Source organism: Bacillus sp. FSL W8-0640, assembly GCF_038007725.1.
In the GTDB taxonomy this organism is placed as follows: Bacteria; Bacillota; Bacilli; order Bacillales; family Bacillaceae_G; genus Bacillus_A; species Bacillus_A cereus.
Window position 1 is genome coordinate 3,605,542 of record NZ_JBBOXT010000001.1, and the last position, 18,231, is coordinate 3,623,772.

Genomic DNA, 18,231 nt, shown 5'->3' on the forward strand with positions numbered 1-18,231 from the left:
ATCTGTTATAACTCTTCCCCTCTCGTTTCGATCACACGTTTATACCAATGAAACGAAAGTTTCTTCTTACGTTTTAAGTTATCATTATGATCGACAAAAATAAAGCCATATTGCTTTTTATATCCATTTAACCAACTTAAAAGATCAATCACTGACCATGCATAATAACCTTTTAAGTTAATTCCCTCTTCAATTGCACGCTTCATTACTTTTAAATGCGCTTCAATAAATTTAATTCTCGGAACATCTACAATTTCTCCGTCAATGATCGGATCTTCATCACCAAGTCCATTTTCCGTTACATACATCTTTATGTCACCGTAACGCGCTTTCAACATATGCAATCCCTCTAAGAAACCTTCGGGAGATATTTCCCATCCCCATTTTGTATATGTTTTATCATCCATTTTAACTGTTCGATAAAAACCATCAAAAGAAGAGTTACCTGGAGCAAGCGTTGAGTTTTCTCGAGAATGTTCCTCACTCTTTATATCCATATCATATCTTTCTACTCGTATTGGTTGATAATAATTCAAGCCAATAAAATCATTTTCTTCTGCATTTTGTTTAATGATTTCTAATTCTTCAACCGTCCAATTAGGAGTCCATCCTTTTTCCTTTAATTGTTGTACAACATAAGACGGATACTCGCCTTTTAAAATTGGATCATAATACCAATACGTTTCATATTCATTCGCATGATTTGCTGCTTGTATATTTTCTTTTTGATCATCCACACTATAAGCTGGTAAGAAAACATGTGTAATCCCAATTTCACCATATTGTTTCAGCTGCTTGTACACCGCAACTGTTTTCGCGTGTGCATAAAATACATAATGAGTAGCTTGAAAATACTTTGGAACATCATTTTGTATTCCTGGTGGATGTGCACCTTTTAAATAACCTAATCCACAAAACATTACGGTCTCATTAAAAGTAATCCAATGCTTAACTCTGTCACCAAATGCCTTAAAACAAGTTTCTGCATATTTTACGAAAGCCTCTGCTGTTCTTTTATTCGTCCATCCACCATCTTTTTCTAACGGTAATGGTAAATCCCAATGATATAAAGTGACAAACGGCACAATCCCGTATTTTAAACATTCATCAATTAAGTTGTTATAAAATTCAATCCCTTTTTCATTTACCTTTCCATCTCCAGTCGGCAATATTCTCGCCCAAGAAATAGAAAAACGATACGATTCTAATCCCATCTCAGCCATTAAGCGAACATCTTCCTTATATCGATGATAATGATCAACAGCTACATCACCATTTGTTCCATTGTATGTTTTGCCAGGAATTTTTGAAAACTCGTCCCAATTCGTAACACCTTTTCCATCTTCATTCCATGCACCTTCTACTTGATAAGAAGCTGAAGCAGCTCCGAATAAAAAATCATGTGGAAACTTCATAGTATATACCTCCATTTCATTACAACAAATCAAATTCAATCATACATATAAAATTTATAGGTACAAATTTTATATGTATGATTATATCTTATGTTTTTATTTTTTTCTATTATAAAAGTACAATTTATATTGTTGGTTATTGGAAAAGAAAAAGAAGCGATATATTTTATCGCTTCTTACTCTCATCATCTTTATTCTTTTATTAATGACTTATTCGCTCTTATAACTTCTTGATACAATAATGGTGACCACTTTTCATTTATGTAGTCTTGAATTACCCAGCCCACTCTCAAAGGATTCTTTTGTTTTATATAGTTTGCAATTTCAGGATTTATATAAGAGGCATAGTAATATGGACTATTCCATGCTGTACCACCAGAAGACAAGCTTGTAAAATTAATATATAGATGATTTAAATCCTCGCTATTGTTCATCGTTTCATCCATCGTATCTTTAATAGATTTTACTTTCTCATCATAGCTCACTTTATATTTATCTTGTACTGTTACATTTGCATTTTGGTTTACAGTTGTGGTAAACGTCTCATTATCTGGCCAATAAAAATTATTATATCCTCCAGGTTCATTACTACCACTATATCTTTTTAGTAGTACAATTTTCCCACGAGCATCTCCAAGCTTTATATTTCCTTCTGTTTTTAAAAAAATAGGATCAACAAAATATTTTTTTTCAAACGTGCTACTAAATGAATCTTCTGCCCCTTTCATATCCTCATACTCTTTTTTTAAAGACATAATAATTGTTTCACTCGGGTTATCTTTTAAAAATTGTTTCGCTTCATTTATGAATTCATGCAGTGTTACGTAAAGATATAATGGCCCATGATGAAGAACTATCGTATTATCATCTGTTAAACGTCCTCTTATATCAAAAATGCGAGCTCCATGGTCCATTTGATAGCGAAAATCATATTCTTGCGTCATTCCCCATACTTGCTTAATCGGATTTTGCAACTTGAACGTCCCACTATCGTGTGTTCCTGGAATTGAAATTCGTGCTAACGGGATATTATCAGGTATAGGTTGCATCCATTTTGACAAATTTTCAAGCTCATTAACAGAGCTAGCTGCAACTACTCTCTTATCATGTAAAGCAAATACAAATGTGATAAATATTGTACTACATATGAATAATTTCAAAATTAACTTCTTATTGCTCATTATTATCCCTCTCTCTTTCTGTTTTTATATCAAACTTATTGAATATAATATAAGCTAGCTCAGAAAAAATAAATAACATTTCATCAATATGAAATATTGCATAGAAGTAAAGTTAAAAAATCATTCACATATACTAAATTAGAAAAATTTAAAGGAACTTCATCTGAAGTTCCTTTTACTTATTTTATGTTCAATACGTATGAACCATTTTTATTCTCATATTTATAGACGTATAAATAATATTTACCTGGCTTTGCATTATAAGTTCCTTTAACTACATTGCCTTCATTTTCACCATATGCTACATAGTTATTTAAATCTGATTCATGATGAAGTACCCATGTCATTCCAATATTTTGTTCATTTAGTAGAGAAATATTAATATTTTCCGGCGAATCAATTTGGAAAGTAAATACATCTACTCTATCACTATTATGTAGCGTTCCTTTCACCGGTGTATGAAAGTTAACTTTATTTGCCTGTCTAGGCTCATTATTTGGTTCATTTTCTGTTACTTGTAATTCATTCCCACCGTTTGGTTTTCTTTGTTCATAGCCTAAGTTTGCTAGTATAGACTTCAAATCTGGTAAAACACCAATTTTATCTGCATATGGATCTTTAGATTTTGTTCCTGTGCTCTGGTTACTTAATATTGCTCTTAGTTCACTTGGTCTATATGGTTGTCCTAAATTTTCTTTAGCAATGCTTTGTACTAAAGTCGCTGCCCCAGCAATAATTGGCGAAGCACTAGATGTTCCGCTAAAGCTTGAAGTATAAAGATTTACAGCACTTCTACTTTGCTCGGCTGTAGTTGTATCTACATTTTCTCCCCATCCGTACACATCAATACGGCTTCCATAATTCGAAAACCACATACGTTCATGAGGGAAAGATGAAGAGCCAGCTCCTACCATAATTGCACCCGAATCTTTAAAATCTTTACTATTACGATTTAAGACTTGCTTACCTTTTCTATCTTTGAACTGGTCTAAATCATTCCACCCATTTGCTCCGGCCTCTATAATTACAATCCCTTTATCTGTACCAGCACGAATTGCATCAAAGATATCTGGTTGTACTTCAACAGGTAAATATTTATCACCATATCCATCGAAAGATGCTTGTGCCTCTAACAATAAAACATCCCCAGCTTCTAACTGATTTACAGCGCTTAATATTGCATCAGCCGTATTATACTGTCCATTATCTCTTATTTGAGAGATAACCTTTGCTTTCGCTTTTGGCGCAATCCCAATATTCCCAACTTCATTGTCCTCAGAGGATACAATTCCTAGTACAGACGTCCCATGACCGACATGCTGATCTATATTTCTTCCAGACATTAACTCAATTTTTTGATGTAATAAATCCTCATGATTTAATAACCATCCGTATTCCATATCAACAAAAGTGATACCATTTCCATTACCGCCTTGAATTCCCCAGGCGAAAGGCGCATTAATACCGTATGGGGCCGCTTCAAGATAACCTTGTTTTTTAAATCTAGGATTGTTACTAGGATTAAGAGCTACACTTGATGATTGCACTTCAGGTGGCATTATTTTCTCTTGTTTCTTCATATACGCATCTTCTATTAAAGAAGATGCCTTTAACTTATCTACTATTTCTTCTTCATACCCACTATTTTGATTTTGAAGAATATAGTAGTTTAATAAACTTGTAGATACATGATTAGGTGCTTTCACTTCAAGGTTTTGTATTTGTTCCGGGCTTACAGATGTGAATAAACGAGTAAATGTTACATCTGGATATTCTGTCAAAAGATCTTTTATTACTTTATCATTCGTTTGAGATTGTATTTGTTTTTCAATACCATCTTCATATGGCAAATCCAAATCCGCTTTAAATTTTACAATGATTTGCTTATCTGTTTCTTGTTCTATCCCTGATTTAATCTGCTGTTCTATAGAATCAGCATGTACACTATTGATAGTACCCCCTGTTCCTAAAAGTGTTGTAATGATTACAGTTGACGCACACATTTTTTGAAATATTTCCATTGCATTAATCCTCCTATTAATAATTAATCATTATATTAATCTATAATGATTTCGTTTCTATAACGTATTCCCTTTCTACTAAATAGATTATAGTAATCAGAAATATGAACTTCAATGTATTTTCATATGCAATATTTCATATTCGGACTCTACACTACACGAATATGAAACTTATAGTGATTATTTATTTTATATGTGCTAATATACTTACATTAATATATTACGCATATATACATTTCAAACTACATTACTTAATAGTTTCACCTTAATTTTTTCTTAGGAGGATTTACAATGAAATTACTAAAACTAAAACATATAATCCCTTTATCTGCAGCTGCAATTACATTCGTATGTAGTCAAAGCACAGCTGAAGCTTCTACCATTCATACAGTAAAAAAGAACGATACACTTTGGGGCATTAGTAAACAATACGGAGTTTCAATACAATCCATTAAACAGGCTAATAATAAAGGAAACGATCAAACCTTTATTGGCGAACAGTTACATATTCCAGGGTCCGTGAAATCAAATGAAATCACTGTTCCTCAAAACGCCAAGCCTGCGAACATTTCTGGACAAATTATTTATCAAGTACAACCGGGAGATTCATTAGAAACGATAGCAAGGCGTTACAATGTCACTGTCCAATCTATAAAACAAATTAACAATACAGTCGGAAACAAGCTTTATACAGGACAACATTTAAAAATCAACTCAAGTATTTCACAAAAAGAAAAAGACTTAATGGCACGCTTAGTTACCGCTGAAGCAGGTGGCGAATCCTATAAAGGAAAAGTAGCAGTAGCGAAAGTTATACTAAATCGTGTAAATGCAAAAGGTTTTCCAAATACAATAACAGGCGTTATTTATGAACCTATTAAATACGGATATGCATTTACTCCTGTTACAGATGGAAGAATTAATCAGCCTGCAAGCGCAGAAGCAAAAATGGCTGTAGAAGAGGCTATCTCCACAAATGGAGTACATTCTGACTGGCTTTATTTCTACAATCCAAAAACATCAACAGACAAGTGGATTACGACACGTCAGACAGTAGCAGTAATTGGTAATCATGTGTTTGCTAAATAAGATTTAAAATCATTAACAGACCTCTTCACTTAAAAGGTCTGTTTTTTTTCTATGTAAGATGTTATTAATCATATGACATAGTTATTTTTTAAACTATTTCTTCTTTCAAATAAAAATTTTTGTATTTACTCCGCCACTCGTAGAAATTAATAAAGCATCAAGTTCAAAAACTCCCACTTTATTAATAAAAGCTATTTCTTAACTTCATAAAATTGTTATACACTAGAAAAATAAAAAACAAACTATTCGTTAGCAGGTGGAAGAATATGTATGATGTTACAATTATCGGCGCTGGAGTAAGTAGCATTTTTATGGCTTATTCACTAGCTAAAAGTAACAAAAAAGTTTTAATTCTTGATAAAGGTAAAGCGCTAGAAGATCGCCATTGTCCTTTAGACGAAGGAAAAGTGTGTAATTGTACTACATGTGATAAATATTTCGGGTTTGGTGGTTTAGGAAAATCTGAAGGGAAATTTAATTATACAAACGGATTTGGCGGAGAACTTGAGAAAAAAGTCGGTAAAGAGGGTTTTATACAACTCATGGCTGAAGTAGATGAAATTCTATGTCAGTTTGGTGGAAGTTCGGTTTCAAAATATTCTACTGAAAATTCAAGTCTCACTAAGAGAGCTGAAGCGTGTGGTTTACAAATGCTAACAACAGAAGTAAGACATCTTGGTACTACACTTTCCAGTAACATTTTTCAGCAGCTCTATGAATTTTTACTGACGAAAATAAAGATCCAATTTCATATAGATGTACAACATATTCTGAAACAGGAAGATCATTTTACAATAGAGACAAATCAAGGAACAGTTCAAACTAAGCAACTTGTATTTGCAACTGGGCGCTCTGGGGCCGATTGGTTAAAAGAAATATGCAGTTCCCTAAATATTTCTCAGGAGCAAACACGTGTAGATTTAGGAATTAGAGTAGAAATGAAAGAACATCAATTACGTTCTATATTAAAAGATACTTTTGAAACAAAACTTTCTTATCAAGGTGAGCATTTCACAGCAACTACTTACTGTATGAATCCACAAGGCCGCATCATTCGAAAGTACGAAGAAGGTTTAGTTATGCCTGACGGTCAAAATTTTCGGGAACAAGGAACTGGCACTTCTAACTTAAATTTCACTTTATTTATTCCTCGCTATTTTCCAACTCTCAAAGAAGCAAATGCATACGCAAGTTCAATTATTGAAAGCATTAACCAAGGACGAGATCGGATTGTTATACAGCGCTTAGAGGACTTACTAAAGAAACAACCTACGGTGGAAAACAGCATGGAGCATAATCGTATACAGCCTACACTACAGGGGGATTATGGAGATTTGAATCAAGAAATTCCTCAATCATATATTGAAGGGCTAAAAGAATTTTTATTACGCTTAGAACAATTTATACAGGAGCCTATCGATCAACATACTTTACTATATGGAATTGATGGAAAGTTCTATGCTCCTACGATAAAAATTAATAATCATTTTGAAACTAGTATACATGGGCTATTTTTAATTGGAGATTGTTCAGGCGTTACGCATTCATTATCTCAAGCAGCTGCAAGTGGTCTGTATGTTGGAAAGTACTTATCTGACATTTAATTTCTATCATTAAAATATCAGTCAAATATTTCCAATTTCAAAACACTTTACTTACATATAGTAAAAGTATATTAATAAGACCCCTATCCTTCCCTGCTAATGATTAACCGACAAAAAATCGGGATTTTACAAAATACATATGTAATATAACTTTATATTTAAAACGATTGGCATTCAATTCTAATAAATTGAATGTCAACAGTTTTAAAAGTCTCTATCCATTTTCACTTTTATTTGTTCGATATTTTGTAACATCATCATAGTGTTTAATATGGTAGGATGTCTATAAGTCAATTTCACTACAACTATGACTTTTTCTGCCTGTTTCTCAAAAAAGAGTTATATTTATGCTACTACGCTTTAAAAATCCCCATTGTATATATATGAATACTTCAAATTATTCCCTTTAGAAAACAAAGTCTAAATGGTTCATTACAGTCTAATAGTTATAAAAACATAATATATAACTTTAGTTAAATAAATTATATAAAGAAGGTGTAAAAATGAAGAACAAAATAAATTTACAAATGCAAAATATAAGTTTTGTTATAATAATGGCTTTAGCAGTATGGTTAAAAACATATCTTATTACGCGATTCAGTTTTGATTTAAAAATCGAGTCTTCAACGCAAGAGCTCATTTTGTTTATTAGCCCTCTAGCCGCATCATTAGCATTTGTTGGATTAGCATTATTTGCAACTGGTGAAAAGCGAAATTATATAGCGCTCTGTATTAATTTCTTATTAACAATCGTGCTTGTTGGAAATGTAATGTTCTATGATTTTTATAGTGATTTCGTTACATTACCAGTACTTGGACAAACCTCAAACTTTGGCCAATTAGGCGGCAGTATTATAGAAATATTAAACTACAAAATTATACTCGCATTCGTAGACATTGTTTTCTTCTTTATTTTATTAAAAAAGAAATCATTGGTCTTTAAAACAGAACGTGTAACTCATTCTACGCGCTTGTTATACTTTCTTTTAACGATTGGTGTATTCTTTGCGAATCTACATCTTGCAGAAAAAGAGCGCCCTGAATTATTAACAAGATCATTCGACCGAGTCATGCTTGTCAAAAATTTAGGCTTATATACTCACCAAGTATATGACTTAACACTGCAAGTAAAAGCTGGGTCACAAAAAGCACTTGCTGATAGTAGTAAATTACAAGAAACTGAAAACTACGTAAAAGCAAATCAAAGCGAGCCAAACCCTAATATGTTTGGTGCAGCGAAAGGAAAAAACGTAATTGTCGTCACTCTTGAATCCTTGCAGACCTTCTTAATAGGCGCATCAGTGAACGGGCAAGAAGTTACACCATTCCTAAATGAATTCATAAATGAAAGTTATTACTTTGATAACTTTTTCCATCAAACTGGTCAAGGGAAAACATCCGATTCAGAATTTCTAATCGATACGTCGTTGTATCCATTAAATCGAGGAGCTGTATTCTTCACACACGGTAACAATGATTATACTGCAACTCCAGAAATTTTACGTCAGCAAGGTTATTTCACTTCTGTATTCCATGCGAATAACGCAACATTTTGGAATCGTAATATCATGTACTCTGCTCTTGGTTATGATCGTTACTATAATGAGCTTGATTACAAAATTACACCAGAAACAAATTTAAATTGGGGATTAAAAGATATCGAATACTTTGATCAATCAGTAGATATATTAAAAACTGTTAATCAACCATTCTATGCTCGTTTCCTTACTTTAACAAACCATTATCCATTTACGTATGATGAAGATACAAAATTCATTGAACCATACAACTCTGGTAATGGCGTATTTGATCGTTACATCGTAACAGCACGTTACTTAGACGAATCCATTAAAAAATTTATTGAACGTCTAAAGGCCGAGGGGCTTTACGATAATTCTATTATTGTGTTATACGGTGATCATTATGGAATTTCCGAAAAACATAATCGTGCAATGGCACAGTTTTTAGAAAAAGATCAAATAACAGAATTTGATACTTTAAATTTACAACGTACACCTTTATATATTCATATTCCTGGACAAACAGAAGGTCAAACTATTTCAAAGCCTACGGGACAAATCGATATGAAACCTACGATTCTAAATTTATTAGGTGTTGATTCTACGAATGATATCCGTTTTGGCCATGATATGTTTTCAGATGAATATACTGGCTTTGTTGTTTTACGTGATGGTAGCTTCGTTACAGATAAGTATGCATACAAAAACAACACTTTCTACGACCGTATAACAGGTGAAATTGTAGATTTACCAAAAAAAGAAGCTCAAGCCCTCATTAAACGTGCACAAAATGAATTACGAATGTCTGACAAAATTATTGAAGGCGATTTATTACGTTTCTCAGAAAGCAATAAAATTAAAACTGGCGAAGTACAAACTAAAATTAAAGAAACAGAAAAATAATCTATATGAAAAAGGAGCAACTTATTACAGTTGCTCCCTTTTACTTTTATTCTACACTTGTTTCTAAAGCTACATCTGTATAGGTATTATCATCACCTATATTTAAAATTACTTCACATTGACGCAATCTCAATTCAAAGAGCATGATAGAATCATGATAAACTTCAGGATTTGATTTCATTTTATGTAACATCTCTTGTTTTTCTTGTATTTCTAATTGCGTATTTTCTACAGCTTGCTTTAAGGAGTTAAATGGATTCCTAAAGAATATATGAATATCCCTCTCTTGTGTGTTTTCAAACAGCTCAAATTGCAAGAAAAATTTCTTCATAATAGAAGCCGTTACTTCAGTATAATCTTCATTTTCTACATACTGTTTATATTTGTTATATAGCATAGATTTATTTTTAGGAAGAACTCCAAATAATTTACCGGCACTTTTTAGTAAAAATTGTGCTGGCGTAAATCGACGTAAAATATTTACTTCATCCATTTGTATTCTAGTCGTCATCCTGTCAGTATCTCTGCGCCAGTCATCAAGCACTTTAAAGTCACATTCTAACTGTATTTTATTTTCTCCAAATAGTGAATTAAGCCCTTCACTAAGTTCTTCTAAATACGTTTGACTTTGAAGAAGCTCATTATTAGAAGTTGCAATCCAATTTTGCATAGAAAGAGCAAGATTAGGTAATACAGTTTGTTCTAAATATTTATGCACTCTTTCATTCATTGCTTTATTTAGTTCCGTATCCATGTGCCCGAAATCACTTTCTTCACTAATTAAATTAGAACAGCTCTTTAATATCTTCGGAATATTTTCGGTAAGATCATTTGTAATTTCAGTCTTCATTGAACGATATGATTGTGTAATGAAATGAATTTTTTCCCTTTCAAATGCAGTAAGGTTATTAATGCTACCGTTTAGTTTCACTAGCATATCTTCATTCCAATTAATAGCATCCACCAGGTTATTTTCTTTCTCAACACGTTTCTCCAAAAGATATGTAATTGTTTTTCGAATGAAAAATAATAACTTTTCAGTACGTTCTGCATCGATATTTTTATGATTAAAGTTAAAATGAATAAACTCGATTAAACCATTTAATTGTTGACTACTTGTATATAACGAGGAATAAGGGAAAATTCTCGCATACGGAAAATATGTATTTATTCTCGTTGCCGTATCATGTAATACCCTTTTCACTTCTGCTTCACTGTAAATGTTATCGATTTTATTTAATAAGAAATGAATTTGTAAATTTGGCGTATGTTCTTGAATACTTAATAGAATGTCACGTTCTTTATCAGTAAAAGGTGAATCCGCATTCAATACGAACAGTAATTCGTCTACAGAATTTAAATATTCGAATATCTCATCTCTAGTGTCGTTATTTCTATTAAAGCCAGGTGTCACTACAAATGTAAGTTTATTTTCATTTAAAAATCTGCATGGTAATTTAAATTCAACACACGCTCTATCTCTATATGTTTGATGGTGCTGAGACATCATATTATGGTAATCAGTGATATCTTCCGTTGTTGTAATTGCTGAGTCTGTTATAGCGTTTATTTCTATATGAGCATCATTTTTTAAAACTACTACATTTGAAATTGATTTTTCTAATATATTTTCTCCTAATATAGAGTTAATAAATGTAGTTTTTCCGTTCCCTGAAGTTCCCGTTACTAAAATACGATTTGTTCTTAAATCTGCGAGCTCGTCAACTAACCATTTAAATCGGTGACCTATTTCTATATTCTGCTTTTGTGCCCACTGTGTAATAGATTCAAAAAGGTGTAAGCTGTACTCTAAGCCATTTACATGATTAATAGAATGTGACAGTAAGTTTTCCGCATGTTCTATATTTGCTGAATCTATTTTGGAAGGGAAAATCTCATCCCATGCCAATACAGCTGCAGATGGAAATACAGCATAAGATGGATTGACTACCTTTAACCAGTTTGCTAACAGATTTGGTATGATATCGTCTAATTGTCTAAGCGTATATTGACCTTGAATTAATGTAAAGTACGTTTCTTCGTAAAGAGCAGAAACTTTGTTCCATATATCGGACGAATGTATTTCAATATGTAAGAAAAATTCATTTATTGTATTAAGCCATAATAAATAATTTGGTTCATCTTTATAACTGTTCCAAAGTGATGAAACCATTTGTGTAAATTGTACTTGATCTACATTATTTAATGTAGCTAATGCATCATAAAAATAGTCTGGTGAAATATGTTTAGTAAACCCTTTATCGATATATCCTTTTAACACCTCAAACCACGGATACGACTCTATTCGAATTAACTCATTCACAGCAAGCTCTACTGCACTATCAAAATCTTGCTGTTCCTCATAAAAGGAACGGGCAATTTTTGTGACGTTCGGATAATCAGGATTTAAAGAAACTGCTTCTTTAATAACACCGAAAGCTGAATCAAAATTATTTTGCTCAATGTAAAGAGAAAGTAGTTGTAATCTAATTTCGGTCATCAATATTTTATTATCAGTAGTAATGGAAGTATAAATATTTTCAGCATATGGTAATTGATTAAGTTCGAAATAAGCATCCGCAATATTTTTTTGTGCCCATGGTGCTAATTCATTACTAACCTTCTCCCATTTAAAAATAGCTGCTTCAAAATCTTGATGACGATAATAAAATTCACCTTGTGCAAAACGAATATAAGACCCATCAGAAATCTCATTTCGTTCTTCGTTTACATAAGCTTGTCCAAGTACGTCAAGAATTGACTTTGTTTCATTCTCCATTAGGAATGTTTCATAATACACCTTTTTTATTAATTGTTTTTCTAATCTCATCTTTTCCCCCACTATATCTTGAAAATACATTTTTAAGATATGTCAATGCTTTTTGTATGTATGCTTTTTATCTTAACAAAGAATATCTTTTGGAAAATTTCATTTTCCTTTCATTTTTCAAGTTAGATTGAATTTTTATGAGAAAAGTTTCAGTTTTTTTTCAATTCCCTTTCAGTTATGAAACAGCATTAAATGTTCCTAATAACCTAATAACACTATAATATTCCACATTATATTATCAGGAAAACCCCATATAAACCATATTATAAAAACAATCTATAATGAATTTATATGCGCAATTCACTGTGCTGTCAAACAAAAAACAACAATAGGAGCCAACATCTATTCATACCATTTCTTTCTCAAATTGTTTTCCTTTAAAATGTTTCAGTAGTTATGTAATTAAATTCCATTAACCTATATAAATAACTAGTCCAAAAAATATCTATATGCATATCATGTTATAGTAAAGAATTTAGGAGATCCTAAAAGGAGGCATTTTCATGTTTGAAGATAAATCTAAAATAAATTACCCATATGAATTTACTGAAACTACAACAGTTCCTCTAAAGAACCCCATTGACAAAAAATTCAAGAACGGCACAGGTACACATAACTTCCCAATTAAGAAGCACTATAAAGAGCAAGTTCTATACACTGAAAAAATTAATAATAATAAAAATAAGTAATTGTATAGATCCTTATGACAATTGGCTAAATAAGAAGCAACATTTGGCCATGCATAGTTATTTAGTTAGTAATGATACAATTCATGCACCTTTTAAAAAGTGCTGTATACAGCGCTTTTTTATACATAGATAAATTTAAGTTAACGCAACCAAGAAATACACTACAAAATTACTCCACCATATTCTCGTTTACAATTAAATCTACATATGAAAAGGGAGCAACAGTAAATGTTGCTCCCTTTTCATATGTAATCTATTCACTCTACATAACCCTCTTAAACATCTTCTCCAACTCATAAGTAGAATGATGCACAAGAATTGGTCTTCCGTGCGGGCATGTGTACGGGTTTGTTGTTGTACGTAGTTCTTCCAGTAAAGCAAATATTTGATCGTTCGTTAAATATTGATTCGCTTTAATGGATGCTTTACAGCTCATCATGATGGCTGCTTCTTCACGTAACTTTTTAATATCAACTTTTTTTAGTTTAACAACTTGCTCCATCATTTCATCGATGATTTCTGTTTCTTGTCCTTTCGGGAACCATGTTGGATGCGAGCGGACGATAAAGGATTGATGGCCGAATTGTTCTAAAAATAGCCCGACTTTTTTTAGTTCTTCTAACTGCTCTTCGACACGTAAAAATTCAGTAAGAGATAGATCAATACGGTACGGTACAAGTAACTCTTGTACTTCTTGCGCTACTCTTCCTACTTTATCACGGAAGTATTCATAATTAATACGTTCCTGCGCGGCATGCTGGTCAATCATATATAATCCTTTATCATTTTGAGCGAAAATATATGTTCCATGCATTTGTCCAATTGGATAAAGCGGTGGTAAGTCATTCCCGTTCATCTCAATCTCTTTTATTTCCCGAACTTCTTCTTCTAATTCCTCTAGTTCAAAGTCCTCTTCATTACTGTCCCACGATTTCTCTTCTTGAATTGGCTCTTCGATTATCGGTTTAGTGGGTGGTTGCCAACTTTGTTCTTCTCTCACGAGCGACTGTGGTGGTTGCCATTCTTGCTTCGGTGGTTGCCAAAGCTGCGCAGGCTGTTTCACAGCCTGCGGTTCTTCTTGTTTTGCATCCATGCCAGTCGGTAAAACGATGTCCGGCATAGATGGTTCTTTCGGCTTCGCATGCTCAAACTGGAACTGTTCTTGCACACTTTCGTCTTTTTCTTTTTTCTTCGTTGTTACACCTGCATCTGGAATAAGCTGTATTTTTTTAAATGCAGCTTGCAATGTTTCTTCGATCAGCTTTAGCAATTCTTGTTCTTTACTAAAACGAACTTCTAATTTCGCTGGATGTACGTTAACGTCAACTAGCATTGGATCCATTTCAATCGATAAGAAACCAATTGGATACCGGCCAACTGGCAGTAATGTATGGTATCCTTGCTGAATTGCTTTCATTAATACAAAGTTTCGAACGTAACGACCATTTACAATCGTTGACATATAATTACGAGATGCTCTCGTTACTTCTGGTAATGTTACATAACCTTTAATTGTAAAGTCTAAAGATTCAGCTTCAATTGGAACAAGCTTCTTCGCAACTTGAATACTGTAAATCGATGCAAGTACTTGTCTTACATCACCGTTACCTGACGTATGAAGCAATTTCTTTTCATTATGAAATAGTTTTAACGATACTTCTGGATGTGACATTGCAATACGATACACGATATCTGTAATATTTCCGAGCTCTGTATGAATGGTTTTCATATATTTAAGACGTGCTGGTGTATTAAAGAATAAGTTTTGTACTGTAATATCTGTTCCTTTTCGGCTCGCAGTCTTCTCTTGCTTTATAATGTCTCCACCTTTAATAATAAGGTGTGTACCAGGCGCATCACCTGTGCTAGTAATTAATTCTAATTCACTAACTGAGGCAATACTTGGCAATGCCTCACCGCGGAAACCGAGTGTTCTTATGCGGAACAGATCGTTTTCATCTTTAATTTTACTCGTTGCATGGCGTTCAAAAGCGACGATACAGTCTTCTTCTGCAATACCATCACCATTATCAATGATACGAATTTTCGATAACCCAGCTTCTTCTAAGTGGATTTCAATAGATGTACTATTCGCATCGATAGAATTTTCCACAAGTTCTTTTACGACTGAAGCAGGGCGCTCTACTACTTCTCCTGCCGCAATTAAGTTAGAGAGTTGGTCATCGAGTTTGCGAATTTTCCCCATCTACTTACTCATCCTTTCTTTAACTTTTTCTGTAAGCGATACAATTCGTTCATCGCTTCTAAAGGTGTCATATCAAGTAAATCGATTTTTTTAATTTGCGCCAGTACTGCTGTTTCTTTTTGATCTAGCAGAGGCTTTTCTTGTTTCTTCGAAGACTGTTCTCCTCCAAAGAAAGATAGTTGCGATTCTTCTTCAGTCTCTACTTTCGTTTCCTGTATTTCTGCTATTTCTTCTTTTACAACTACAGGTTCTGGAGTAGCTTCTTGTACTTTCACTTCTACTCGCTTTGGAATAATAATTTCTTCCTGTCCTTCTAGCTGTGCTAACACTTCTTTCGCACGAGCGATTAGGCTACCTGGAAGCTCCGCAAGTTGCGCAACGTGAATTCCGTAACTTTTATCAGCTGCTCCATCTTGAATTTTATGAAGGAATACTACTTTTCCATTCTCTTCAATTGCTGAAACGTGTACATTTTTCAGTTGATTTAAACTCTCTTCTAACACCGTCAATTCGTGATAATGCGTAGAGAATAACGTTTTTGCACCAATTTGGTCATGAATATGTTCAATAATCGCTTGTGCAAGTGCCATACCATCATACGTAGATGTACCGCGTCCAATTTCATCGAATAAAATTAAACTTCTTTCTGATGCGTTTGCAATTGCATTTTTCGCTTCTAACATTTCGACCATAAATGTACTTTGACCTGAAATTAAATCATCCGCTGCACCAATTCTCGTAAAGATTTGGTCAAATACAGGTAATACTGCTTCTGTTGCTGGTACGAAACAACCGATTTGCGACATAACCGTTACAAGTGCTAATTGTCTCATATACGTACTTTTACCAGACATGTTCGGCCCTGTAATTAAAAAGACATCCATATTCTCTGGCATAATACAATCATTCGGTACATACAATTTCCCGTTCAATACTTTTTCAACAACAGGATGACGACCATCTTTAATAAAGATTTCGCGCTTCGTTGTCAGTACAGGTTTTACAAACTGTTCTTCTTCACTAACTGTTGCAAAACTTTGCAGTACGTCTAATTCACTAATTACTTTCGCTAAATGTTGTAATTTCGGAATAAATACTTTTACTTCTTCACGAAGTGCTGTAAATAAATCGTATTCTAGCTGTACAATTTTTTCTTCAGCTTCTAAGATTAACGTTTCTTTTTCTTTCAGTTCATCTGTAATGAAACGTTCAGCATTAGCAAGCGTCTGTTTACGCTCATAGCGACCTTCTGGAAGTGCTGCAAGATTCGCTTTCGTTACTTCAATGTAGTAACCGAAAATACGGTTGTATCCGATTTTTAATGATTTAATTCCGGTAATATCACGTTCTCTTTTTTCAAGCTCAGCAATCCACGTTTTCCCGTTTTTACTAACGTAACGATATTGATCAAGCTTGTCATTATAACCATCTTTAATAATATCTCCATCTTTAATCGAAAGCGGTGGGTTTTCTTGAATACTTCTTCCTAGTAATTCTGTTAAGCTTTCACATGGATCTGCACCTTGAATTAATCTCGATGCATAAGCGTTATCTAACAAACTAATTGCTTCTAAAATAGCTGGTACTTGAAGCAATGAACGTCTTAATTGTAATAAGTCTCTTGCATTTACGTTACCAAATGCAACTTTTCCTGCTAAGCGTTCTAAATCATATACTTCTTTTAACTTTTCCTTTAAATCTTCACGTAAGAAGTAATCATTTACAAACGTTTCAACCATTTCTAAACGCTCTTCAATTCTTTCTTTCTGTATAAGTGGACGTTCCATCCACTGTTTTAACATACGACCACCCATAGCTGTTTTCGTCTTGTCCAATAACCATAATAGTGATCCTGTTTTTTCTTTCGTTCGAAGTGTTTCTGTCAGTTCTAAATTTCGCTTTGAATGTACATCAATTTTCATAAATTGATTCGTATAATAAATTTCTACTGGTTGCAAATGATCTAAAGAACGTTTTTGCGTTCTTATTACATAGTTAAATAAACGTCCAACTGCTTTAATTAATTTTGCTTGTGAAACATTTTTCACAAGATGTTCTAATCCTTCCGGAATTGCCGTTGCATCTTCATACGAAATCGTCATTTTCAATGTTTCAGTTAACTTGTTTAGTTCATCTTTAGAAAATGAAGAATCAACAACAATTTCTTTCGAACCAGTTGCATACACTTCTAATAAAATATCTTCTACTGAACCAGTCAATAACGTTACTGTATTTTGTCCAGTCGTTAAGTCGTTACAAGCTAATGCATATGATCCATCTTCAAAATGTGTTAATGCGGCTAAGAAGTTATTTTCTTTCTCATCAATTGTACGCCCTTCCATCATCGTTCCTGGCGTAATTAATTGTACTACTTCACGACGTACTACACCTTTAGCTGTTTTCGGATCTTCTACTTGCTCACAAACAGCTACTTTATATCCTTTTTCAACAAGTTGTTCAATATAGTTTTTAGCCGCATGATACGGTACACCGCACATTGGTATACGTTCACTACTACCGCCATCTCGGCTCGTTAATGTAATTTCAAGTTCATGAGCTGCTTTTACAGCATCCTCAAAGAACATTTCATAAAAATCGCCTAAGCGAAAAAATAAAAAGGCATCTTGATAATCTGCCTTAACCTTTAAATATTGCTGTATCATAGGCGTATATTGAGTCATACTTTTCCTCCATAATTCTTACATGATAATCTATTTTCATATATGTCGCATTTCACGGACACTCTTATCTCCTATTTCAGGAGTCTTTCTTC

At 33.2% G+C, this 18,231-nt stretch carries 10 protein-coding genes; 4 read left to right on the top strand and 6 right to left on the bottom strand.

From position 1 onward, the window contains the following. Positions 1-5: 5 nt before the first annotated feature. From N2V80_RS18530 to N2V80_RS18540, 3 genes are all read right to left on the bottom strand, one after another. Positions 6-1,415 (bottom strand): glycoside hydrolase family 1 protein, encoded by a 1,410-nt coding sequence (locus N2V80_RS18530; protein ID WP_000671630.1) that lies wholly within the window; start codon positions 1,413-1,415, stop codon positions 6-8. Between the two features lie 191 nt (positions 1,416-1,606). Next, the gene (gene plcA, locus N2V80_RS18535; protein ID WP_000066292.1) at positions 1,607-2,596 is read right to left on the bottom strand and encodes a phosphatidylinositol diacylglycerol-lyase; all 990 of its coding nucleotides are present in this window, start codon (positions 2,594-2,596) and stop codon (positions 1,607-1,609) included. Between the two features lie 179 nt (positions 2,597-2,775). Continuing rightward, on the bottom strand, positions 2,776-4,617 hold the full coding sequence (locus tag N2V80_RS18540; RefSeq protein WP_000402321.1) for a S8 family peptidase: 1,842 nt from the start codon (positions 4,615-4,617) through the stop codon (positions 2,776-2,778). A 291-nt stretch (positions 4,618-4,908) separates the two neighbouring features. Between N2V80_RS18540 and N2V80_RS18545 the strand changes: the two genes are divergently transcribed. From N2V80_RS18545 to N2V80_RS18555, 3 genes are all read left to right on the top strand, one after another. Beyond that, positions 4,909-5,706: a cell wall hydrolase gene (locus N2V80_RS18545; RefSeq protein WP_000771174.1), complete on the top strand. Its 798-nt coding sequence runs from the start codon at positions 4,909-4,911 to the stop codon at positions 5,704-5,706. A 266-nt stretch (positions 5,707-5,972) separates the two neighbouring features. Next, on the top strand, positions 5,973-7,310 hold the full coding sequence (locus N2V80_RS18550; protein ID WP_061654844.1) for an NAD(P)/FAD-dependent oxidoreductase: 1,338 nt from the start codon (positions 5,973-5,975) through the stop codon (positions 7,308-7,310). A gap of 503 nt (positions 7,311-7,813) precedes the next feature. Further along, positions 7,814-9,733, top strand: a complete 1,920-nt coding sequence (locus N2V80_RS18555; protein WP_000791028.1) for an LTA synthase family protein — start codon at positions 7,814-7,816, stop codon at positions 9,731-9,733. 46 nt (positions 9,734-9,779) lie between these two features. Here the strand turns inward: N2V80_RS18555 and N2V80_RS18560 are convergent, their stop codons facing one another. Next, positions 9,780-12,563 carry a dynamin family protein gene (locus N2V80_RS18560; protein WP_061654843.1) on the bottom strand — a complete coding sequence of 928 codons (2,784 nt, stop codon included), beginning with the start codon at positions 12,561-12,563 and terminating at the stop codon, positions 9,780-9,782. Between the two features lie 503 nt (positions 12,564-13,066). On the opposite strand from N2V80_RS18560, the gene N2V80_RS18565 reads away from it, so the two are divergent. Then, on the top strand, positions 13,067-13,252 hold the full coding sequence (locus N2V80_RS18565) for a hypothetical protein (RefSeq protein ID WP_000461138.1): 186 nt from the start codon (positions 13,067-13,069) through the stop codon (positions 13,250-13,252). Positions 13,253-13,514: 262 nt separating this feature from the next. Here N2V80_RS18565 and mutL read toward each other — a convergent pair whose 3' ends face one another. Both mutL and mutS read right to left on the bottom strand, forming a co-directional pair. Beyond that, on the bottom strand, positions 13,515-15,458 hold the full coding sequence (mutL, locus tag N2V80_RS18570) for a DNA mismatch repair endonuclease MutL (protein ID WP_061654842.1): 1,944 nt from the start codon (positions 15,456-15,458) through the stop codon (positions 13,515-13,517). 8 nt (positions 15,459-15,466) lie between these two features. Beyond that, entirely contained in the window at positions 15,467-18,139 is a 2,673-nt protein-coding gene (gene mutS / locus N2V80_RS18575) for a DNA mismatch repair protein MutS (protein WP_061654841.1), read from the bottom strand. Between the last annotated feature and the right edge of the window lie 92 nt (positions 18,140-18,231).